The organism is Orbaceae bacterium lpD04, from assembly GCA_036251935.1.
Classification (GTDB): Bacteria; Pseudomonadota; Gammaproteobacteria; order Enterobacterales; family Orbaceae; genus Orbus; species Orbus wheelerorum.
Map to the genome: position 1 here is coordinate 1975924 of CP133967.1, position 20954 is coordinate 1996877.

The window sequence follows — 20954 nt, forward strand, 5'->3', positions numbered from 1 at the left end:
TTAAGAAAAAAATATTTGCATAATTTTTTTATCAATAAAAACAATCATAAAATATAAAAAATCGGATTAAGATTTAAATTAATTGAATAAGAATAAGAAAAGGTAAATAGTATTTATTTACCTAAATGGAAATCAAGAAAGGGCTAATAGTTTAGTCGAATTATAAAGATTCAAGCGATTTTTTGGCATTTTCAATCACAATTTTGAAATCAATACCTTGTTCTTTAGCGGCAAAAATACATCCACAATAGCACTGACGATAAACATCATATTCTTTACAAATTTCGACTGACCTTTTATAACCATTATTTTTTTTGAAATCTGATGGTAAGTATTTAACAGTAAAAATTTCTTGGATTTCAAAACCAAGTTCATTGATTTTTTGGCTATTTTTTTTCGGACTTAACGTCAAGGCGCTCGCAAAATAATCAAAACCAGATTCTTGAGCTTGGATCGCAGCAAGATCAAGGCGCATCTTGTAGCAAAGATGGCAACGCGCTCCACCTTCTGGCTCATCTCGTAAATGGCCAACTTGTTTCATAAATTCAGCAGGTTGATAAGGTGCCTCTAAAAATTGCACCTGATTACCCGTTTTTTGATTGAAATCTGCAATAAATTTTTGTTGGACTAGGCTACGTCGCTCATATTCAATTCTGGGATGAATATTTGAATTGGCAAAGTAGATGGTAATATCTGCATATTGAGCTAAATACTCAAGGACATACGTACTACAAGGCGCACAGCAACTATGAATAAGTAATTTAGGTTTTTTAGTTTCTAGTTTCCATGATTCAATCATTGTTTGTAAAATGGCATCATAATTAATTTTATTATGAGGATTTAAGGTGTTAAGAACATTATTTGCATTAATAAACATATTTTCAATTTCTAATAAAGGAGAGGTAAAATATAAATAACCTTATTAATTATAAGGCTTTGATTTAGATTCAAAATTTTGCCTATAATACACTATTTTTATTAGCGATGTCTTTATACTTTAGCGAACTGCAATTATTTTATCGAGGTAATAAAAAAACCGCAACGAGGCGGTTTAAATTATTAAGATGGGCTTATTTAGCTTGATTAACTACTTTAATACTTTTGACATCGATTTCAAATGAATTCCAATCTTTATCGACTTCTCCAGCTATTTCAACGAGATCTGTCGGAGAAATGGTTTGTCCCATCCAACGTCGATGATCAATTTCTACTTTTACTTCGCCGGTACTATCTTTAAAAATATAATCTTTTTTACCGGTTTGCTGAGTGATATGTCCTTGTAATATAACCCATGAATCATCAGGCAATTGCTTTGCTTGTTCAACAGTTGTTGCTGAAACTAATCCACCCGCAAATCCACCTGGTGCCACTTGTGTCATATTTTCAGCATTAATAAAGCCGCCTTGATTATCATGCTTAGCTAAAGCTGCCCCAGAAACACCTAATGTTGCAATTAGTACTAATGGCATTAATTTTTTCATATTTATCCCCTTTCATTTATTAACTATCGTTTCGCTCTTTAGGCTTAGTATTTAATCAAAGAAATATTAAGCAAATATTAATCGGTGATAATTTTATTATTAATTAATTGAAACGTTGGCACTGCTCGGTAATAAATTGATTATCGTTACCTTGTATTTGCTTAATTAACTTATTTCGTTCACATTCCCAACGATTAGGTGGATACATTTTATCCCAAGCCATCATTAATTGCTTACTTTGTTTTGATAAGCTAATGTTATATTTATTTGACATATAAAAATAAGTACGGGCAATCATGCCTCTGATCTCATCTCGAGGTTGAAACTGGCGGTATTTAAAATCAACAGCTGATTGGCATTGTCCATATTGATTAAATATTTTTGTGAATAAGGAGTAGGAATAATTAGAACGATCACCATTTACTTCGCCAATTGAAGGCTGTAGATTGTGCATATCGCCTTCAATTTTATTAAAGGCGGTATCTTTTTTACAGTTTTTACGTCCGCCCTGTTTCCAGCACTGTAATTGACGACCAAAATTTTCGGCAGGCATTACATGTTCCCATTCAATGCGCTCTGCTCTATTTTGATTTTTCCTAGCTTGATAGCCACAACTATCTAGATCAACAACCCCTTTTTTACCGGTAAAATTAAAATCACAGCCACAATAAAATTCTTTCTGTGCTGGGTTAGATTGATAAATTTTGATTAATTGCACTTTAGCATAATTAAAATTTTGCTGCGCTGAAGTGGCTAGAAATGGAATTAAGATTAGTGTGATAAGTGATTTTTTCATTAATATTATTTACAGTATTTTTTTAAGCCGCAAATAATAGCAAAATCGATAATAACAAAAAATAACAGAATTCAAACATTATAAAAGCTTAGCGGTAAGTAGCTTTTTTATCATTAGCCAAATATATGCGCTAAGAATTACTCAGTATCAAATAAGATGAGTTATGCCGTTTGATGAATATGTGATCTCGTTAATATATAAAATCAATCGATGAATCAACAATAATTAAAATTACCAGTATTAAAGCAATAACGCCCCAAAAAACCTTTTTACCAATTTTTGGCATGAATAGAACCCTTGAGTGGTTAATTAACAATCAACTAATTGTATCAAAATTTCAATAAATGTATAGCGTTACAAAATATCGAAAACGAATTAAATAGTAGGCTTTGTTATGGGTATCAATATGAAAAATAAAGATAAATTCATGATCAGCGTAAACCATACCTGCTGATAAAAATCCGATTAGATATTAGTTTATGCATTTTACTGAATGTATATATAATACGGTGCATTTTAAGTCACATAAAAATGATAGGTGATAATAGCACTAAGTAAGATTGTAAAATTAAAGTCTAAGGGCCAAATGCTTTTTTTAATCCCCAAAATCTGTTGATAACTACTTTAGTAACTCTGTTAACCCACTAATTAAGCTAATCTTATCGCACTGATCAATCATTGTGCGCTTTTGTATCTTAAATAAATATGAAATATCTAACTTATCCTGGTATCAACTGAATTAACTATGATTTTAACGTGTATAAAATCTTCATGTTCATAACCAGAAGCTCGATAATATCATTTATCAGCGATTTTAGAATCAGCATGTATCTTCCCCTTTTTTGTCGAGTCCAAGAACGTTATTTCACTAAGTTTCCATTCGTTTATTGTTGATTTAGATACTTCAAGAAAATCTGCTAACCCCTTATCCGTTGCGTCAAGTAAGCAGAGCTTTCTAGCTTGCTGCGCAAACTCAGATTTATACTTGCTGGCGGCCTACTTTTTTCTTTTCGTCCTTTGCCATATTGTAGAATGGTTGAGGTTTATTATTCTGTAAGCTGGCGATTTTATGGTAAAGCGAAAAATTGCGTTCTGTGAATTCACCTGAGCAATCAAGTCTTTTAATTGTTCTAAATACATCCAAGTGCCGCTTAGCAAAATAAGTCGCCACTTTCAAAGATGTCGTTATTACTTGATTACCACTTAAAGTAACCATTTCGTTAAAATCTAATTTAGTTAAGTTCATTATTTTTTCCTTTAGAAATGAGTTTTAGTCACACCGGGAATTATTCCAAACCAAGCCTTACGAGCTACTTAACCAAAGTGTCCAACTTTATGGGGTCACTTCAATTCAGCGTCTTATTATCTTGAAGATCATTAAACCAAAATTGATACAATATTGATATATATCAAATAATTATAAAATTTAAACTATTGCATTAATAATAAAAAAATAATACTATTTACATGCTGTTTGGATAACTTAAACGAGGTTATTATGAGAAAAATATTTTTAGTCATTAGTGTAGTACTAAGCTTACTTGCCATTTCGTCATCTTCTTATGCACAAGGTAATTCCAAAAATGAAGGAGCCCCTGGTGCATCAGGAATTGAAATAAGACTTATTGGAGCTTTCCCTGATTGGACTACAGTTTATTGTTATTATGAAAAATCTTCAAATGGAGTAGTTGTGGGTTACTATAGAAAGGATTTTAAGGGCTGGGCTTTTAATGGCTGTCCTTCATCTTGATTTACCATAAACCCACTAACGTGGGTTTTTAATTATCTAAACAAACTTTCCTCACATATTCCTGCAAGCCTAAGATTTGAATAGCTTGTGTGTGCAATACAGACTTTATAACAACATTGTATAGTGCTTTCCTATTAAACTAATTAATTGAATAGTTAAATTAATAGTTTGATTTGCGATTGTGATTCGAGTTGCTTCATTTTTTCTGAAAGATATGGTTTCTATTCTCTCCCCAAACGACGCAGTAATCGACCTGACATACTGGCCACATCTTTTTCTTTCATATACTCAAGCATTAAATCGTTGTACTGCTTCATTTAGCTGTTTTGCATTTTATGAAGTTGTTAAGCCATCCAGTCAAAAGCCTACATATACTTAACCTTAATTTGCGCAAGGCTGCTTTACCTGTTAAGCTCATAACCAATAACATAAATCCATTTCTTGTTAAATTGTAAGCAGGCTGAATTTCACCATTTTTATCAATAAAATCAAATAGCGAAAAATTGCGCTGTGTGTATTCGTTGTTTTCACAATCATTAATCGTATGTCTAATTTTTCTTTAAAACATCTTTATGACGCTTACCAAAATACTTAGCCACTTTTAAAGATGTCGTCATTACTTGATTACAGCTTAAAGTAACCATTTCGTTAAAATTGAATTGAATAATGTTCATATTATGTCTCTCAATAGAATGAGCCTAAGTCACACAGAATTGACAGCCTTAAGAGTTCGACATTAGCGGTTATTCTCCTAGACTCATCCTGTAAAGCTCTTGGTTGATGATTTGCCGTGTGATTGGCAGTATGATCTATTTTGAAAATTTGAGCAGTTGACCGAGTTCAATGGATAAAAATCGGACATAAAAAAACCGACTTTCGTCGGCTTGGTGGGGTTACATTTGAAATTCGACCTTTGTTTTAAATACAAAAAACAACAATCTCACGGCTAGACATGGTCAATTCTTTATTTTGTAGTTCTTGCACACTCCCATACAGAGTGATTCTCTCTAATTATTTGCTTTGATTTAGAACCACGAAAAAAAATATTATTTATTAGCTTATATTCGTCATTAGAAATATAGCTATACTCGTAACTTAATCTAACATCGTTTCCTTGCTCATTACTACCATCATGGAAAAGTGGAGTGTACTGCCCTTCATCTTTTATCTTAAAACCATATGGTGGATTGGGTACTTTATTATTCAAAACTATCGTCATTCCATTAGAACCTTTTTTATAGGTTGCTAATGATATCTTTCCTAAATCTTGTGTTTCATAGCTAATCGCATCGCCTTTTTCATTATAATTTATAATTTTTGATGCGCTTTTTACACAACGCCAATTTCCTACTAACATATCAGCAGTAACTTGATGCAGCTCCCCGTAAGCGCTAAAGCCAAAAAAGCTTAACAGCACACAATATATTTTTTTTCTCATAATAAACCTCTCAGACATAATAATTAATTATATTACAAATAGCCAGCAGCACGCCACATTACTAATTGACTAAGGTAGTCGGTATGGGAATTCTCATACCGCTATTTTTAATCTACTAAACAAACCTCTTTAATGTAATGTTTTAATCCTACAATCATATTGTCTTTGGTTATGATGTCGTCTAGGAGTAAATAATAATTTTGTCTAGCTTCTCCAGAGAGTTCGCAGTTTTTTGCATCATCCCAGTTGGCGGAGGTGGGTTTGTTGTTTTATCGATGTTGAGCTGCAACCGACCAAGCCCATTGATAACATTGTTATAAAGCTTATTGTTTTCAGCTTTTGCATGAGTAAGCTCATGAGTAAATTTACTATCTATCTCGTTAACTTTTATAACTAATTTTTGGTACTGCTTAAATTCGTCTTTAACTTGTGATAACTCAACTTCGATAACCCCAAGCTTTGTATATGTGTTATTAATATCGATAAAAATCGCTATTAAAACCCCAAATGCGGCTATATCAGCAATTATTGCGATAGATTTAAATCGCGTGGACATAATGCCATCTCCTTTTCTCGCCTAATATCCAAGCCTTTTAATACTTTACCGTTTGCTTTATTCCAGCGCGGTAACTCATTACAAGCTGCTTGATAGTTACCCGAATTGAGATATCGATACATTGTTGAGCTTTTCATCTTTGAGCAGCCGACATTAAAAGTAATTGATACGGTCGCATCGAAAACCGATTGCGGAAGATGAAAGCCATTGGCGAACCGGTTAACGCATTGTTCAGCACTTTTGATATCACCAACCCAGCGCCGCGCTATTTCATCATCTGAGTATTTGCGTTGTTCGATTTCGCCAGTAGTTGAGCCGATACCAACAGTTAAAATGTTGGCCGGACAATAATATGGCTCATTTCGACAAGCTTCTGCATTGCCGATTATTTCCAATCCTGCCTTACTTGTTCTGATTTCATCTGAATAATCACCGAAAACAATACCAATAATGACCGATACACTACAAATCGCTGTCGTCGTTATCCTTTTTATATTTGGCATAATATTCTTCTCTTAGCTTCTTTTTATGCTGAAAGTCTCGACGCCTATATGCCCAGTTAATAAAGAACGTGGCAACTGATAAAATAATACCGATGATAATAGCTATCTCATTTAAGCTAAAAGCACCAATTAAAGTACATATAGCTCCCCAAAAATAAGAGACAGGCGATGAATATCTATCCATAATGAAAGTCTTCATGATTGCCTCCTATTGGAAGCGGTGAGTTGATAGGGTGGGCGCTAACAGTTCTTGTGTATAAGTTAATATTTTGAAATTGAGTCTGTCCGCCACATTTGAATTGAGTAAGCCGAGTTAAAAAAATATCTATATATAACCTTAAAAAGTTACCGACTTACTCAAATTTTGGAAATAAAAAAGCCCCAGTATTTACTGAGGCTATAAAAATATATTTAATAAACTAAGTTTAACTACATTGATGCTGATTTTTCTGATTGTTAGAAAGAGTCATATTCGAAAACATCTTCTGAAAATTTTTAAACATAGAGTAATTGGTTATATTATCCTTAAGAAATTTATCATTATTTTTATATAGTTTTAATAAGTCATTAAATTGATCTTTGTGTGTTCGACTAACTGACTGTTGTTCTTTTAGCTTCAAAAGCATTTCTGCTTTTGCTATATCATCAACTTGGTATTTAATCTGATAGAGCTTACGACTAGACTTACCTACTTTTATAAATAGCGATTCGTCTAATTTTTTCAACTCAAGATCCTCTTTATTGATAAAATATGAAAAATAAATTAAAAAAAAGACTTCATTATTAACTTTCTCAACATCAAATCTAACACCAGAGGGAACATCTGATGGCATTAATGAATATTCCGTATTTTGATGAGTTCTAACTTTTTTAATTTCGGAATAAGGAATGTTGATCCATTCATCTAATATAAGTTTTTTCATGATTTCTCCTCCAATATAGCAGCAATAGATAATGGCAAAAGAATTGAATGCACGCCACTAATATTCTCACCTTCATTAAAAATAGCCTCAGGAGATCGACTATCAAAAACTAAAACCCCCCAAAGGTTACCTTTAACTTCTATAGGTATCGCCACAATGGATCTTGGCATTGTTTTTTTGGCTTTCCTGTAATACTCTATCATATTTTTATCAGAGAAAGTATCCTTAGCATATTTTTTTATGTCATTTATTGTAGTCTTTTCACCAATACAAGGAAGATTTGATACAGAAATAGTTTTTCTTGAAGCTAAAGCTCGCCCAGCTATTCCTTCACTCTTATCGCTAGAATCACAAACTTTAAATTTCACATTAGTTTTTTGTGACAACTCACCAGATCTTAATATAGGGATTAAGTATTTATCTCTATTACATAAACGCTTTAAAAAATTATCATTTTCAAACCATGGAGAACATTTATAACTTTTCTTTAATTGAAATAAAGTTACTCTATGATAATCTTCAGGCTCATCTAAATAAGAAAAAAATGACTTTTGAGTGTAATCCAAAATTGATTTGATAAGGGACCATTTTTTATTTGAAAAAAAACAACTTAATATTTTACTTAGTACCCATATAACAATTAATAGTAAATAAGATGGAATGCTATACTCAATAACTAACCTAATGAATTTTAAAAAAAACGGATGATCCTTCAACCACTCACTTGACACATCAAAGCTATTTATGACCCCAAAAACAGATAACATTACAATACATACAGATGATACACCTGATAAATATTTATAACATTTTGTAAATTTTGAATTAATCATTATTTATGGAACAACTGAGAATTTATGCCCTATTCTAGGTTCTTTTTTAGAAAAAGCAAGAGCATACCTATTAAACCATCTAGTTTGAACTGTATTTCCAACATGATTAAATCAAAGAGGCGATGACAAAAAAGGAATTAAAGTTAAAGGATTTAAACTACACGTTGATGACATCACATTGATTGAGCAATCTAGTAAAGATTTAAATATCCCGCAGTCTCAATTAATTGTTGATGCTGTAAAATTCTACCTTGCTAACAAACCCTCTTAATTGAGGGGTTTATAAATAAAAAAGCCCGACGGTTAAATCAGGCTTTTGGAAATTTTAAAATTATTTTGTGCAATACGCTTTATACATTGTTTCATAAACATAAGAAGAGAAATTATCTTCTCTATATTCTATTTGAAAATCACTAAAATGCATTGAATCTTCATCTAGATCTTTACCATCATTGATGGTCAAAACATTAACAAGAAAGTTTCTTTTTAGATACATAAAACTATCAGCAACATCTGTCTTTACCTTAACTTGACCACAAATAGTCACCGCCTGAAAAGCTAACTTATTGTTTTCATATTTGTCATGTTTGTAAGTTTTTAAGTTTTCGAAATCAATTAGTTTTTCTGTTGCTCTTTTTTTTAGGGCGCTAATTGCCCTAGATTCATTGTTCGGCCAATAATAAATAGCCAGCAGACACACGGGTAGCAGAATAGAAGCGATTATAAAGTACTTTTTCATATTTGAATATCATATAATTATTACAACAAAAAGCCCTAGATTTCTCTAAGGCTCGAATTTTTACTTACTAAGACATTTATATCATACCTGCCCGAAAACGCCAAGGGTTATATGGAATTACTTATATTGCAACGTGACATTTCTGCACAATATGACTCTCAATAGATTTAACTCTATCAAATACTGTTGATTTCGGCATATTCAAATGCTCGGCTATTTTATATTGCACTTTTCCCTTTTTATTGTGTGAATTTTTTAGTTTTAATAAGCAACTCTCTATAAACTCAATTTAATTTTCTATGACTATTTTGTCACACTTAGGATATAACACACTAAACATTAAGCTAATATTTTTATAACCACATCGGCTAGAAAAAGCATTAGCCGAAACAGTAGACATTAATTCATCAACTATCAAGCTAGTAACTTGGAAAGAATTGACAATAAAATTACTCATCAATTAACCCTCATGAAATTTTGAGCATAATGTTTGTCATTTTGCTCATTTTTGATGTTCACTTTATCTATTGGATAACCCAATTGTTTAAGATCATAAACATGTGCGCCTAGCCCAAATGACCCATATCTGCTAGAAGTATTTAATTGTGTTATGCGTTTATCAGCTTGTAATCCTGCCAGTACTTTTTCGCATTGACTTTTAGTATTTATGTCATTTAAAGTACTCTTGTGTTTAACTCTCCAATAGTTACTCACGACGCCACTAGTTGGCGTTATTCGCTTTTTTATGCAAAATAGTGTGATACCGAATCATTAATTCTTATTTATATTGGAGTTTACATGAAAAAACCTAATTATACTTTTGGTGATGTGGCATTAGAAATACTATCCAAAATGAAAAAAGAGCATATCAATAGTAATCAAATTAAAAAAGAATTTGATAATATCGCGAGACAGAAAAAATATATAAAAGGCTGCCCTAGATCAACATTTTATTACGTCGTTGCAAAAGGATATTTGAAAGGATTTAGTGGCTTCAAATTAACAGATAAACAAGAAAAAAGTAATAATAGTATATGTGTTGATCTTGCCCTAGATTATGTACAGCGGAACGATGTTACGAATATTGCCCCCTCAACATTATGGAAATACCTTGAATTGAAAAGCACTAGCTCAAGAAATAAAGATGGCGCAATTCAGCATAACAACCAAATGGATGTTATCTTGGCTTTATTTAGAGCAAACGCATTAGATTTAAATTAACAATATCAGATCATCAATTATTTAGCGACTTCAGTCGCTTTTTTCACGCCTAAAATTCACTTCAAAAAATAAATCGATTAAAAATTAGAACTGTAACAGGGATAAACGAGAATTATCTAAATAACAAAAAGTTCCCTACTAACTGGAAAAACTCGTAAAGGTTAGATATAGCGTAGTAGGTTTAGATAAGATAGTTTGTTCTACATGTTACAGCTAAACCTGTTAACGCGATAAGTTAGTATTCAAATCCGATAGCTTTCAATGAGAACGATCTAATTTGATAACAAGTGAGGTGGTTTTGATTACACCACCTATTATAATTTATAAAAAAATTAACACTTTTAACATTGAAGGTACAAGTTTTACAGAAAAAAATAATGCAACTAAGACGGTTAAAATTTGCAAAACTAAGGCTACAACACTCCAAAATGTCTTACCTTTGTTTTTTATTATGGAATAAATTCCCATACAAATCATTATTGCTAAGAATACTTTGATAACAATAATAACCAGTAACACAGAAGCTGTTAATTTAGTAGGTCCATGGGCACTAAATAATAAAAGTCTAAGTAAAGAATTTAAAAGCAGCCCATTAATTAACCACCCAAACACCCAAAATGTAACTGCTAAGCTAAACTCACCTTTAGCAAGTTTTTTTAATACACCCATATAAACCTCAAAAATTAATTTGGTGAATTATATACTCAAAAACGTACCATTCACAAACCCATTTACGAGTGTTTTTATGGATTATTACGTTAATCCTCAACTGCCCTGAAGTTTGGGGCTTTTTTACAGGTGAATGAATATGACGTATGAACAATGGAAATTGCAATATCAATCAATTCTAAAAAAAAATCAAATCACATTAAAATTCTATTGAATACACTCAGTACGCACTTAGTGAGCTAATAAATGAATTATGAGATAAAGGGTTTCTTGATGAAGATGGTTACGGGTAAGACAATACAGCAACGCGTAGCACAAGAAAGTTATCAATGATGGTTAGATGATTATTTCATTTATTATGAAAAAGGATCGTACTGAATAGAATCACGTCGTTATTTTTAGCAAATTATCTGAAATTGCTGGTGAATATTTAATAAAAGGTTCACCGGTTTATATTGAGGGCCAACTACAAACGCGTGAATAGCAAGATCAATCAGGTCAAGATAAATATACAACCGAAATTGTCAATAAGTATGAAATGTCTAACTTATCTGCATAACAGTGCTAAAGATTTAGCTTATAAATTGAGCAAGCTGCGTTGCTACGATAATAGTTAAGTAATAGTTGCCGATGAGCACATTTACTATATTTGCTATAAAAATGTGATTTTGAATAAAATTGGATAATAAATAAAACTATATGATTATATTAATTGGAGTAGTTAATATCTATTGTAACTACGAAAGTGTGAAGTATTGACCCCAGCAGGAATCTAAAAAATTAAGTAATTCATTGAATTATAAAAATGATATAATTTTATTATAATTTATCGTATAACATCAAGCAATATTGATATTTCTATATTCGATTCTTGATTAAAGAATCAATCCTACATTACAGGTTGAAAAGTTAAAAAATTGAAAGGAAAACTTCTTTTTTGCAATTATACAACAATAACAAAATTTATTATTAATAATCAACAGTTAAATGCATGTTATTATAGAGTTGTATGTTGTTAATAACATAGTAAAATGACATTAAATAATAAAGAATAGGATTAGTAAAATGGAGATTTGGGCTTTAATCTTTAGTGGTTTATCAGCAATAGCTTCAATCGGCTTATTAATTTGTACTATTATTGGTTTTAAATTTATTGGTAAACAAACTAGCATAGCTAAAAATAAAGATATTTTATTTAGTTTACAAAAGGATTTGAATCAATATCTTGGTCAATTTTATTCGACACATGCAAGACTTCAATATGAATGTAATAAAATTATACATAATTATCCTTTATTATCAGAGATAAGTGATGATGACTTTAAAAAATATAATCCATTATTTACAGTGTTACACACTCACCTTGAAGATTATAGAAAACGCAACTGCCAAGAAAAAAAATTCATATTTTTTAACTATAATTGGTGGTTATCTGATTTCAAAAAAAATCTATATAAGATAATGAATTCAGAGCAACATGTTCGAGTGGATAATATTCATAAGAGATTAATAGAAGCTGTATTTGAATTTTACAAAAATCAAAATTTTGATGAACAATATAATGAAATTAAAGAAAGAGAAGAGTTAATCATTATATTAGACAAAATCTCAAACGATTTTACAGGTGATCTAAACTATATAAACGATGAGTTGGATACTTTTTTAGAAAAACTCGCTAAGAATAAAAATATTTTATAATTCTATCCCTTTAAATTCATTTAAGGCTTGTTTTTGGTCTTCTGATAGGTTGATATCAACCTCGCCATATTCAAGCAAGTAAGTACCAAATGACATAAGGAAAGCAACAGCAGGATCTATCTTGTTAGCTGCTTTCTTTTTATTAGGCTTAATATTTGCATTAGCATCGGTTTCCATAACCACGTTACCGACCGCCCAAGCCAAAACAGGATCGCCATTGTGTTTAATTCGTTTACGGCTGATAAATACCTCGGCAGTTTTTGAAGTCGGGCTATAGCGTGCGTAAGTTTGCGGAAATGGCTCAACGTCTAAGCCGATATTTTGTAGTTGAGTTCTCAACTGAGTCGCGTTCCATACATCAAAGCCAATTAGCTTGATATTAAACTCCTCGCTATCTTTTGAAATGTCATCGCGTATCTGGTCATAGTCAATACAATCGCCTTTAGTAACCCTTATCCAGCCTTAACTAATCCATTTGCGGTACATTTCACGATTTTTATTCGCTACATTAGTCAGCTGAAATTCGGGAATATAATGGCTGGTTAAAAGTCTTGACTCGGTTTCAAATAGAAAGGGTTACATTTGAATTGATAGAAATCTATAACATAAAAGTTTGAATTTAGCTAAATAGTATTGACCCCAGCAGGAATCGAACCTGCAACTAGCCCTTAGGAGGGGCTTGTTATATCCGTTTAACTATGGAGTCGTAGGCGCATTATTCTAATGTATTTTAAAATTTTTACCAGCAATACTTTATGTTGTTTTGACTCTAGCGTATTTGTATGTTTAGTGCGCTTTATCTGTTTTATAATAAATATTTTTCGGTAAATTTAAAACAAATGATATAATGACGACCAATAATTACTCTCTAGAGAATACAAAATAGTCATGAATATAAGTAAAAGAATAATCTGTATAATCTTCTCTATCACAGCCCTTAGTGGATGTGCAACATATGACACACAAACAAATACTTACAGCGATCCATTATCGGGCTTTAACCGTAAGATGTTTGATTTTAACTATTATGTCCTTGACCCTTATTTATTAAGGCCTGTTGCAGTTGCATGGAAAGATTATGTCCCATCACCTATTCGTAGTAGTATTAGTGGCGTGTCATCTAACCTTAGTGAGCCAGCCTCAACAGTCAATAGCTTATTAGAAGGTAATATCCATCAAGCTGGAGTGCACTTAGCAAGATTTATGCTAAATACCATTTTTGGTTTTGGTGGCTTAATTGATGTTGCAAGTATGGCAGATCCTCAGTTACAAAAAGGTAATCAGCAAACATTTGGTTCAGTGTTAGGTCATTATGATGTGCCATATGGCCCATATGCTGTTTTACCATTTTATGGCTCAGTAACATTACGTGAAGATGGTGGTAAAATGGTTGATTATCTCTATCCACCATTACATTGGTTAACTTTTGAATGGAATGTCGCGCGTTGGGCATTTGATGGTATTGAAGCTAGAGCCGTTGCGATCGATTATGAGGAATTGCTAAATAAGAGTGATGACCCATATAACTTTATGCGTAACGCTTATTTCCAACGTAATGACTTTTTAGCCTCTGGCGGTGAAGTTGATGAAAATAGGCAGCAGCAACGAGAAGCAGCAATCAGTGATTATTTAGATGATATTGATGCACAATAATCAATTAGCATAAGTGCAGTAACAAAGCTGTACTTATGCTTGCCAAAGCCACTTAGGTTAGTTTTATAAATAGCTCTCGACTTTTAAATGGCTTAACGCCTACATAAGGTTTTAGTGCTAATCGGGTAAATCGCTTAGCGGCTTTTAAACAAGCTACATTGTCAAAATTTCTATCAGCAAATGCCCGAAGTTCTCGCCCATTGTAGCTATTGCTGTTTTGCATCATGCTACTAATAAAGCCCTGCTCAGGATGATATTGATAATACATATCATCAATAATTTCCTCTCCTGTTGCAAAACAATGCATAAAATCGATGTGATAGCCAAGATATTCAAGCAAAGTAAGTTCAAATTTACGTAAAACTTTTTCAGGTTCAATGCCCTTTGCTAACTGCTGTAAGCCATCTAAATAAGCTTGGAATAATGGTGTTGAGTCTGATTCTGAGACAATGACTCGATGCACCAACTCATTGAGATAAAAACCACTATACAATGCGTAATGAAAAAGTGGCAATGAAAGAGAAATTGCCTCAACCTGTCTTAAGGTTTTAACCTCACCATTACCACCATATTGAACAATTAGTGGCGTGAACGGTTGTAAAATTCCTTTTAAAGCTGAACTTTTGCGCCTTGCACCTTTAGCTATTACCGTGATACGTCCTTTTGATTCAACAAATAAATCGACTAGCAAACTGCTTTCGCTATAAGGTCTATTATGCAAAACAAATGCTCTTTGCCATTCTTTCATATTTATCTTATCAATTGTATGGTGTATTTATTTACTATATCAAAATAACGTAAATTTTAAAAAAAATACATAAAACGCGCACTTTTTTCACTGAATTTAATAAAAAATTAAGCTATAATAACGCCTATTAATCTGAAAACTTGAAGTAAAAAATCATGGCGCTATTTTCCACCATTCTAATTTTAATTTTACTCGTTTCTATCTCTGGGATCTTTGTTAAACTCTTTCCTGTCCAGATCCCTTTGCCTCTAATGCAAATTCTATTAGGGTGTATTTTAGCAGCTTTTCATGTTTATGAAGAACAATTTGATCCGCAATTATTTTTATTGCTTTTCATCCCACCATTGTTATTTGATGACGGAAGAAAAACTGCCATTAAAGATTTTGTCCATAATGTGCGAGAAATCGTTGGCCTAGCCTTAGTGCTCGTCATTATAACAATTGTCGCGCTAGGTTACCTTTTACATTGGCTACTACCTAATATGTCATTACCTGCTGCTATGGCCCTTGCCGCCGTACTATCTCCAACCGATGCCGTTGCATTAAGTGGTATCGTTGGTAAAGGTCGTATCGAAAAAAGTAAAATGGAAATCATCGAAGGGGAAGCATTAATGAATGATGCTTCTGGCCTTGTGAGCTTAAAATTTGCCATTGCTATTGCCATAGGCGCGATGGAATTTAATATTTTACATGTATCGGTCGCCTTTTTCGTTTCAGCGCTTGGTGGACTTGCTGTTGGTGCATTAGTTACTTGGGTTTATATTATTGTTCTGCGTAAAATCAATAAATTGACGAATAATGATTCAGCCATTCAAATTGTACTTCTGTTCTTACTACCATTTGCTGTATACCTTTTTGCTGAGCATTTTTTACATGCTTCGGGTATTTTAGCGGCGGTTAGTGCTGGTATGACAGTAAAACAATCAGGTATTATGCGAAACGCACCATTAGCAACACGGTTACAATCAGAAAGTACTTGGTCTATGTTAACGTTTGTATTTAACGGCGTGATATTTACTTTATTAGGTTTACAATTACCAAGTATCATTACTGAAACTTATCTAACAAACCAAGCTGACACATCGATTGAGTTTTGGCAATTAATCTGTGTTGTATTATTTGTTTTTGTCGTGTTAATGGCAACGCGTTTTCTATGGCTTTGGATAATGAAGCACCTGCCATCTTTACCTTTTGGTAATAAACGCACATTAGCTTTTAAAAATTACACGATACGCGATCTGTTTATATCAACATTTGCTGGTGTACGTGGAGCAATCACCTTAGCGGGTGTGCTATCTATCCCGATTTCATCTAAGATACCTGAGCGTTACGAATTAGTATTTATTGCAGCTGGGGTGATATTAATATCATTAGTTGTTGCCTCTGTTATTTTACCTATTTTATTACGCGGTAAAGTTATTTTGGGTAATAGTCAAATGGACAATGAACTACTTTATGCAAAAGGTTATATGGCTGAAGAAGCAATTGGTAGCTTAGAAAAAATGCAAAATAGCCTTTTACTCGATAGTTCAGATGGTATAGATAATGAAATTGTCAATGAAGTTGGCTCACGAGTTATCGGTTCACTAAGACGACGAACAGGCCTAAAAGATCTTGAACAAAAAGCTTTAGAAGCTGAAAACTTAGAAAGACGTATGCGACTTGTCGCAATAGGTTCAGAGCGTTCGGCTTTATATCAACTAAAAATTAAAAATGAGATTTCTGATGAAACCTTCGACCGATTAAATCTTGATCTTGATTTATACGAAGCAATGATTTCAGAAAAATAATTTACGACTCATTAAGTTAGGAATCGACATGTTACATAAAGTACATTCATTGTTAGTAGAAAAAACACCAGACGTGCTAAGTAAGCCACTACAGATGGTGCCTTTTTCACTAAAACAAAAAATTATTGAGCAACTGTTACAAGCACAGTTTGAACGTTCTTTAGCGGATGGCGATCTCGATTTTTTAGATAATCGCTGGCTGAAAATAGAAGTACGTGATTTACAATTAGTCTGGTTTATTAGCAATGTGAATAATAAACTAATTGTTAGCCGATCTGAAATTGCTGATGTCAGTTTCAGTGGTAATACCAACGATCTTGTACTAATTGCAACGCGTCGACAAGATCCTGATACGTTATTTTTTCAACGCAAATTAATTGTTGAAGGTGATACAGAGTTAGGATTATGTGTTAAAAATTTGATGGACTCAATTGATTTGGAGTCAATGCCAAAATTTGTTCGATTAGGCCTAGAAAATTTAGCTAACTTTATTGAGGCTGGCAAAAAAAGTCATTAATGACATGATACACAGTCTATAATTAAAATTAAATTAATCATTAATTAAGGTATTTTAATTATAGACTGCTTGTGATAAGTCCGCCATTATCAGGCTTGATTTAATTCCTCTTTCGCCAGTAGTAAACCACCAATAATTCCTGCATTATCACCTAATTTTGGTGAACATAAATAATCATCAATTTTGCCTAATTCGAAATAACCATTTAATAACGCCAAAGAAGTGGCTTTAATTCGATCTAAAAGATTGGCTTTATGCATAATGCCGCCACCTAAAATAATCATATCTGGTGCTAATGTTAAAGTGTAGTTAACTACTGCTTGCGCCAAATAGAACGCTTCAAAATCCCAAGCTTTATGGTCATCGGTAATATTAATTGGTTTCATGTTCCAACGTTTTTCAATAGCAGGACCGCAGGCCATGCCTTCTAGGCAGTCTTTATGAAATGGGCAATTACCGATAAAGTCATCTTGTGCATCTCGCTTAACAAAGATATGTCCCATTTCAGGATGATGTTTACCTGATAATATTTTATTATTTAAAACCACGCCACCACCAATCCCGGTGCCAACAGTGACATAAACACAACTATTTTTAGTTTGAGCAGCGCCAAGTTTAAACTCACCATAAGCAGCTACATTCACATCAGTGTTAAAAGCAATAGGAATATTAAATTGCTCTTTTATTGTTTGTACAAAATTAAAGTTTTGCCATGCTAACTTTGGGGTCGCAGTAATATAACCATAAGTGCGGGAATAAATATCAAGATCAATCGGACCAAAACAGCCAATACCCAATGAACGAATAGAGTACTTAGTAAAAAATTGAAATACTTGTTGAAGTGTTTTACTTGGCGTCGTTGTCTCTATCGTTACTTTATCTATTAGATTTAAATTAAGATCTGAAACTGCACAAACGAACTTTGTTCCACCGGCTTCTATTGAACCCAACATACATAACTCCAGTTATAAAGACTGATAATATAAATATATGATATTACAATATGAATTAACGCAACACCATTAATCAATAAAGATCCCGAAATACGCGTAATAAAATATCAAGGTAATTAAGTAGCAGCCAACTTAAGTAATACTATCAATGCCTAAGCGCATATAACTTTAAATAATCAAATTGTTATAGTGTAAATTTTTGCCTAAAAATCAATAAAAACTTCAAAAAAAACAAAGTGAATGATAGTATCAATCATCGCTATGATGGCGATAAAGAGAGTAAATTAGTGATTCATTTAACCTTTTGATAACCAAATAGGAGTTTTGATATGAAGAAATTACTTATTTTAGCACTATCTGCTTTTGCTATTGTCGCTTGTGATAATAGTCAAGATGCAAAAACCAGCCAATCTATTGAAAAAGCAGAACAAAGTACTCAACAAGCTGCAAAAGATATTAAACAGGCAACAACAGATAGTTATGACACATCTAAAGAAAAGTTAAATGAGTCTTATCAATCAGCGAAAAAAAGTGCCAATGATAGCTATGATAGTGCAAAACAAAAAAGCGCAGATACATTAGATAAAGCGAAAAAACAAAGCAGTGAATACTATGATAAGGCAAAAAAAGAAGCAACTGATGCTTACAATAATGCTAAAGATAAGGCTTCTGATAGCAGTAATTAGTTAAAAGGCCTCACACTAACCTAAAATTAATTCTTGATACAAAATAACCATAGCGACAACGACTACTGTTGCTATGGTTAAAAAAGCAATAAATCTATATGCAATTCAACCAACGTCAATTTGTGATCAAACTCTAAGAAATAGCAAAAAATATATTATATGATCTTAAGTTACCTCATATAATTAAAACGGAGTTTTAGATGAAAAAAAATTTACTTGCTACAATGTTATTAACTCTTTTTGTGCCAATTAGTAGTTTTGCCGCAATTCCTTCAGGCCCTGATGTAACAACCAAACCCCATCTTTTTTATTTAACGAATGCTCAGGCAATAGATAGCCTTGCATTACTACCACCACCGCCAGAGCCTGGTAGTATTTTATTTTTAAATGATGAAGCGATGTATGAAAAAGGCCGATTATTGCGTAATACAGAGCGAGGAAAACAAGCCGCTGCTGATGCAGATTTATCAGATGGTGGTATTGCGAATGCATTTTCTCAAGCTTTTGGCTATCAAATAACCCCAAAAAATGCACCTGAAATCTATAAGCTCCTTACTAATATGATGGAAGATGCTGGCGACCTTGCAACGCGCTCTGCCAAAATTCATTATATGCGTATTAGGCCATTTGCTTTTTATGGTGTGCCGACTTGTAATACCAAAGAACAAAAAACGCTGTCAACTAATGGCTCTTACCCGTCAGGTCATACATCAACCGGTTGGGCATCAGCTTTAGTATTAGCCGAAATTAATCCTGATAATCAAGATAAGATCCTTAAAAGAGGTTACGATTTAGGCCAAAGCCGAGTCATTTGTGGCTATCATTGGCAAAGTGACGTTGATGCAGCAAGAATTGTCGGCTCTGCCATCGTTGCGACACTACATTCTAACTCGCAGTTTGCACAACAATTACAAAAAGCCAAAAATGAGTTCGCTCAATTAAAAGCCAGCAATAAAAAATAGCAATAAGCTAAAACTGCAGTTAGATAGAAAAAAAGCCGCCATAAGCGGCTTAAATTCGATGATAAATTGACAATGAAAATTAAGTAACTTAATTAATATTTTGATTTTAGATCAATGTAGCGATGAATATATCAGGGATATTTAACAACTCGCTAAAGGTGAGTTGTCAACCTATTGATTAATAGACTAAAAAATCATAGTAATCATTTGGTATTACTGTTTCCAGCGGTTAGCCAATATAGCGCTATAGATAATTGCAAAAAATAATAAAACTAGCACCCCTGCAAATCCCAACAAATGATAATTAACTGATAGCGAGCCACCAACAAGTGCCCCGCCAATAAATGACAGTACACAGCAAAGTAATACTTTTTTACTAACATCACCTTTCGCGTTATTTAGAAATGCCGCAACGCAAGTTGTTACCATTCCAGTAATATAAGTTGAATGGGTATTAATAGTTCCTGATTTATTAAAATAACCATTTTGTATCCCCATTGCCAAGCTGATCATAATGATAGCTAAATTGCTGACATAAAATAATGGCGCCAAAAAATACAGCATAAAAACGGCTGCAAATAACAAAAACTCAGCACAAATAATATAAAGATGTAGCAACGGTAATGAATATTTCATTCTAACCCAAGCGCCCAACAATGTACCTACTAAAAATCCTGAAATTGAGATCAGCGATATTATCAACATTGCCCAATTCATTTGTGCAAGAAAAACCATACTTAATACGCTGTTACCGGTAAGGTGACCAGTAAAGACGCCATAAATAACAAAAGAACTTGCATCAACAAAGCCGCCAATAAAAGCCAGTAAACAAAAAAAAGCAAGATGTGTATTGGCAGCTAAATTGACCATAGCTTTCATTATAAGTAGCTCCTGTTAAATATAACCGTTAATTGCATTTTACTATATGGCTATTGTTTACCTTAATGTGATAACTAATATTACCAATATTGGCAAAAAATAAATTAGATTTAATATTTAATGGCGAGGCCTATTTAATAAATTTTTCACTATAATGAT

General features: G+C 32.7%; 26 protein-coding genes, 1 tRNA gene and 1 pseudogene. 9 read left to right on the top strand and 19 right to left on the bottom strand.

Annotated features, from left to right (window positions below; genetic code table 11):
• Positions 1-160 precede the first annotated feature (160 nt).
• The 4 genes from RHO14_08865 to RHO14_08880 form a co-directional block, all read right to left on the bottom strand.
• Positions 161-877, bottom strand: coding sequence for an epoxyqueuosine reductase QueH (locus RHO14_08865; GenBank protein ID WVD70466.1), 717 nt, complete (start codon positions 875-877; stop codon positions 161-163).
• A 193-nt stretch (positions 878-1070) separates the two neighbouring features.
• Complete coding sequence (locus RHO14_08870) at positions 1071-1481, bottom strand: YgiW/YdeI family stress tolerance OB fold protein (protein ID WVD70467.1); 411 nt, start codon at positions 1479-1481, stop codon at positions 1071-1073.
• A 103-nt stretch (positions 1482-1584) separates the two neighbouring features.
• Positions 1585-2277 carry an endonuclease gene (locus RHO14_08875; protein ID WVD70468.1) on the bottom strand — a complete coding sequence of 231 codons (693 nt, stop codon included), beginning with the start codon at positions 2275-2277 and terminating at the stop codon, positions 1585-1587.
• A gap of 979 nt (positions 2278-3256) precedes the next feature.
• Entirely contained in the window at positions 3257-3523 is a 267-nt protein-coding gene (locus RHO14_08880) for a Rha family transcriptional regulator (GenBank protein WVD70469.1), read from the bottom strand.
• 252 nt (positions 3524-3775) lie between these two features.
• Between RHO14_08880 and RHO14_08885 the strand changes: the two genes are divergently transcribed.
• Positions 3776-4027 carry a hypothetical protein gene (locus tag RHO14_08885; protein ID WVD70470.1) on the top strand — a complete coding sequence of 84 codons (252 nt, stop codon included), beginning with the start codon at positions 3776-3778 and terminating at the stop codon, positions 4025-4027.
• Between the two features lie 221 nt (positions 4028-4248).
• Here the strand turns inward: RHO14_08885 and RHO14_08890 are convergent, their stop codons facing one another.
• The 9 genes from RHO14_08890 to RHO14_08930 all read right to left on the bottom strand — a co-directional run bounded on the left by RHO14_08890 (position 4249) and on the right by RHO14_08930 (position 9476).
• Positions 4249-4344 carry a hypothetical protein gene (locus RHO14_08890; protein WVD70471.1) on the bottom strand — a complete coding sequence of 32 codons (96 nt, stop codon included), beginning with the start codon at positions 4342-4344 and terminating at the stop codon, positions 4249-4251.
• Between the two features lie 647 nt (positions 4345-4991).
• Positions 4992-5465 (bottom strand): hypothetical protein, encoded by a 474-nt coding sequence (locus RHO14_08895; protein ID WVD70472.1) that lies wholly within the window; start codon positions 5463-5465, stop codon positions 4992-4994.
• Between the two features lie 181 nt (positions 5466-5646).
• A complete protein-coding gene (locus tag RHO14_08900) occupies positions 5647-6021 on the bottom strand; it encodes a lysis system i-spanin subunit Rz (protein ID WVD70473.1) in 375 nt (124 codons plus the stop codon).
• On the bottom strand, positions 5991-6524 hold the full coding sequence (locus tag RHO14_08905) for a lysozyme (protein WVD70474.1): 534 nt from the start codon (positions 6522-6524) through the stop codon (positions 5991-5993). The genes RHO14_08900 and RHO14_08905 overlap by 31 nt, the downstream gene beginning before the upstream one ends.
• Complete coding sequence (locus tag RHO14_08910) at positions 6484-6723, bottom strand: HP1 family phage holin (protein ID WVD70475.1); 240 nt, start codon at positions 6721-6723, stop codon at positions 6484-6486. The genes RHO14_08905 and RHO14_08910 overlap by 41 nt, the downstream gene beginning before the upstream one ends.
• A 226-nt stretch (positions 6724-6949) precedes the next feature.
• Entirely contained in the window at positions 6950-7447 is a 498-nt protein-coding gene (locus RHO14_08915) for a hypothetical protein (protein WVD70476.1), read from the bottom strand.
• Positions 7444-8214 (bottom strand): GAF domain-containing protein, encoded by a 771-nt coding sequence (locus RHO14_08920; GenBank protein ID WVD70477.1) that lies wholly within the window; start codon positions 8212-8214, stop codon positions 7444-7446. The genes RHO14_08915 and RHO14_08920 overlap by 4 nt, the downstream gene beginning before the upstream one ends.
• Before the next feature lie 397 nt (positions 8215-8611).
• Positions 8612-9019 carry a hypothetical protein gene (locus RHO14_08925; protein ID WVD70478.1) on the bottom strand — a complete coding sequence of 136 codons (408 nt, stop codon included), beginning with the start codon at positions 9017-9019 and terminating at the stop codon, positions 8612-8614.
• A gap of 289 nt (positions 9020-9308) precedes the next feature.
• The gene (locus RHO14_08930) at positions 9309-9476 is read right to left on the bottom strand and encodes a hypothetical protein (GenBank protein WVD70479.1); all 168 of its coding nucleotides are present in this window, start codon (positions 9474-9476) and stop codon (positions 9309-9311) included.
• Positions 9477-9817: 341 nt separating this feature from the next.
• Between RHO14_08930 and RHO14_08935 the strand changes: the two genes are divergently transcribed.
• Entirely contained in the window at positions 9818-10240 is a 423-nt protein-coding gene (locus RHO14_08935; protein WVD70480.1) for a hypothetical protein, read from the top strand.
• Positions 10241-10561: 321 nt separating this feature from the next.
• Here the strand turns inward: RHO14_08935 and RHO14_08940 are convergent, their stop codons facing one another.
• The gene (locus RHO14_08940) at positions 10562-10909 is read right to left on the bottom strand and encodes a hypothetical protein (GenBank protein ID WVD70481.1); all 348 of its coding nucleotides are present in this window, start codon (positions 10907-10909) and stop codon (positions 10562-10564) included.
• Between the two features lie 364 nt (positions 10910-11273).
• Here RHO14_08940 and RHO14_08945 point away from each other — a divergent pair.
• Positions 11274-11390, top strand: a pseudogene (locus RHO14_08945) (single-stranded DNA-binding protein).
• Positions 11391-11974: 584 nt separating this feature from the next.
• Entirely contained in the window at positions 11975-12607 is a 633-nt protein-coding gene (locus RHO14_08950) for a hypothetical protein (GenBank protein ID WVD70482.1), read from the top strand.
• Here the strand turns inward: RHO14_08950 and RHO14_08955 are convergent.
• Both RHO14_08955 and RHO14_08960 read right to left on the bottom strand, forming a co-directional pair.
• Positions 12602-13063, bottom strand: a complete 462-nt coding sequence (locus RHO14_08955) for a hypothetical protein (protein WVD72503.1) — start codon at positions 13061-13063, stop codon at positions 12602-12604. The genes RHO14_08950 and RHO14_08955 overlap by 6 nt on opposite strands.
• 178 nt (positions 13064-13241) lie before the next feature.
• A tRNA-Arg gene (locus RHO14_08960) sits at positions 13242-13313 on the bottom strand.
• 182 nt (positions 13314-13495) lie between these two features.
• Between RHO14_08960 and RHO14_08965 the strand changes: the two genes are divergently transcribed.
• Positions 13496-14260, top strand: coding sequence for an MlaA family lipoprotein (locus RHO14_08965; protein WVD70483.1), 765 nt, complete (start codon positions 13496-13498; stop codon positions 14258-14260).
• A gap of 52 nt (positions 14261-14312) precedes the next feature.
• Here the strand turns inward: RHO14_08965 and recO are convergent, their stop codons facing one another.
• Positions 14313-15008, bottom strand: a complete 696-nt coding sequence (gene recO / locus RHO14_08970; protein WVD70484.1) for a DNA repair protein RecO — start codon at positions 15006-15008, stop codon at positions 14313-14315.
• Positions 15009-15163: 155 nt separating this feature from the next.
• Here recO and RHO14_08975 point away from each other — a divergent pair, with 155 nt between their 5' ends.
• Together RHO14_08975 and RHO14_08980 are read left to right on the top strand one after the other, a co-directional pair.
• The gene (locus RHO14_08975; protein WVD70485.1) at positions 15164-16798 is read left to right on the top strand and encodes a Na+/H+ antiporter; all 1635 of its coding nucleotides are present in this window, start codon (positions 15164-15166) and stop codon (positions 16796-16798) included.
• A gap of 28 nt (positions 16799-16826) precedes the next feature.
• Positions 16827-17315: an SCP2 domain-containing protein gene (locus tag RHO14_08980; GenBank protein WVD70486.1), complete on the top strand. Its 489-nt coding sequence runs from the start codon at positions 16827-16829 to the stop codon at positions 17313-17315.
• Between the two features lie 89 nt (positions 17316-17404).
• Here the strand turns inward: RHO14_08980 and RHO14_08985 are convergent, their stop codons facing one another.
• Positions 17405-18268 (bottom strand): ROK family protein, encoded by an 864-nt coding sequence (locus tag RHO14_08985; GenBank protein WVD70487.1) that lies wholly within the window; start codon positions 18266-18268, stop codon positions 17405-17407.
• A gap of 329 nt (positions 18269-18597) precedes the next feature.
• On the opposite strand from RHO14_08985, the gene RHO14_08990 reads away from it, so the two are divergent.
• Together RHO14_08990 and RHO14_08995 are read left to right on the top strand one after the other, a co-directional pair.
• On the top strand, positions 18598-18954 hold the full coding sequence (locus RHO14_08990; GenBank protein WVD70488.1) for a hypothetical protein: 357 nt from the start codon (positions 18598-18600) through the stop codon (positions 18952-18954).
• Positions 18955-19154: 200 nt separating this feature from the next.
• On the top strand, positions 19155-19916 hold the full coding sequence (locus RHO14_08995) for a phosphatase PAP2 family protein (protein ID WVD70489.1): 762 nt from the start codon (positions 19155-19157) through the stop codon (positions 19914-19916).
• A gap of 213 nt (positions 19917-20129) precedes the next feature.
• Here the strand turns inward: RHO14_08995 and RHO14_09000 are convergent, their stop codons facing one another.
• The gene (locus RHO14_09000; protein WVD70490.1) at positions 20130-20795 is read right to left on the bottom strand and encodes a YoaK family protein; all 666 of its coding nucleotides are present in this window, start codon (positions 20793-20795) and stop codon (positions 20130-20132) included.
• Positions 20796-20954: the final 159 nt, after the last annotated feature.

Coding starts and splice junctions, on each gene's coding strand:
- RHO14_08865 (WVD70466.1), bottom strand. CDS start 877: ATGTTTATTAATGCAAATAATGTTCTTAACACCTTAAATCCTCATAAT.
- RHO14_08870 (WVD70467.1), bottom strand. CDS start 1,481: ATGAAAAAATTAATGCCATTAGTACTAATTGCAACATTAGGTGTTTCT.
- RHO14_08875 (WVD70468.1), bottom strand. CDS start 2,277: ATGAAAAAATCACTTATCACACTAATCTTAATTCCATTTCTAGCCACT.
- RHO14_08880 (WVD70469.1), bottom strand. CDS start 3,523: ATGAACTTAACTAAATTAGATTTTAACGAAATGGTTACTTTAAGTGGT.
- RHO14_08885 (WVD70470.1), top strand. CDS start 3,776: ATGAGAAAAATATTTTTAGTCATTAGTGTAGTACTAAGCTTACTTGCC.
- RHO14_08890 (WVD70471.1), bottom strand. CDS start 4,344: ATGAAGCAGTACAACGATTTAATGCTTGAGTATATGAAAGAAAAAGAT.
- RHO14_08895 (WVD70472.1), bottom strand. CDS start 5,465: ATGAGAAAAAAAATATATTGTGTGCTGTTAAGCTTTTTTGGCTTTAGC.
- RHO14_08900 (WVD70473.1), bottom strand. CDS start 6,021: ATGTCCACGCGATTTAAATCTATCGCAATAATTGCTGATATAGCCGCA.
- RHO14_08905 (WVD70474.1), bottom strand. CDS start 6,524: ATGCCAAATATAAAAAGGATAACGACGACAGCGATTTGTAGTGTATCG.
- RHO14_08910 (WVD70475.1), bottom strand. CDS start 6,723: ATGAAGACTTTCATTATGGATAGATATTCATCGCCTGTCTCTTATTTT.
- RHO14_08915 (WVD70476.1), bottom strand. CDS start 7,447: ATGAAAAAACTTATATTAGATGAATGGATCAACATTCCTTATTCCGAA.
- RHO14_08920 (WVD70477.1), bottom strand. CDS start 8,214: ATGTTATCTGTTTTTGGGGTCATAAATAGCTTTGATGTGTCAAGTGAG.
- RHO14_08925 (WVD70478.1), bottom strand. CDS start 9,019: ATGAAAAAGTACTTTATAATCGCTTCTATTCTGCTACCCGTGTGTCTG.
- RHO14_08930 (WVD70479.1), bottom strand. CDS start 9,476: ATGAGTAATTTTATTGTCAATTCTTTCCAAGTTACTAGCTTGATAGTT.
- RHO14_08935 (WVD70480.1), top strand. CDS start 9,818: ATGAAAAAACCTAATTATACTTTTGGTGATGTGGCATTAGAAATACTA.
- RHO14_08940 (WVD70481.1), bottom strand. CDS start 10,909: ATGGGTGTATTAAAAAAACTTGCTAAAGGTGAGTTTAGCTTAGCAGTT.
- RHO14_08950 (WVD70482.1), top strand. CDS start 11,975: ATGGAGATTTGGGCTTTAATCTTTAGTGGTTTATCAGCAATAGCTTCA.
- RHO14_08965 (WVD70483.1), top strand. CDS start 13,496: ATGAATATAAGTAAAAGAATAATCTGTATAATCTTCTCTATCACAGCC.
- recO (WVD70484.1), bottom strand. CDS start 15,008: ATGAAAGAATGGCAAAGAGCATTTGTTTTGCATAATAGACCTTATAGC.
- RHO14_08975 (WVD70485.1), top strand. CDS start 15,164: ATGGCGCTATTTTCCACCATTCTAATTTTAATTTTACTCGTTTCTATC.
- RHO14_08980 (WVD70486.1), top strand. CDS start 16,827: ATGTTACATAAAGTACATTCATTGTTAGTAGAAAAAACACCAGACGTG.
- RHO14_08985 (WVD70487.1), bottom strand. CDS start 18,268: ATGTTGGGTTCAATAGAAGCCGGTGGAACAAAGTTCGTTTGTGCAGTT.
- RHO14_08990 (WVD70488.1), top strand. CDS start 18,598: ATGAAGAAATTACTTATTTTAGCACTATCTGCTTTTGCTATTGTCGCT.
- RHO14_08995 (WVD70489.1), top strand. CDS start 19,155: ATGAAAAAAAATTTACTTGCTACAATGTTATTAACTCTTTTTGTGCCA.
- RHO14_09000 (WVD70490.1), bottom strand. CDS start 20,795: ATGAAAGCTATGGTCAATTTAGCTGCCAATACACATCTTGCTTTTTTT.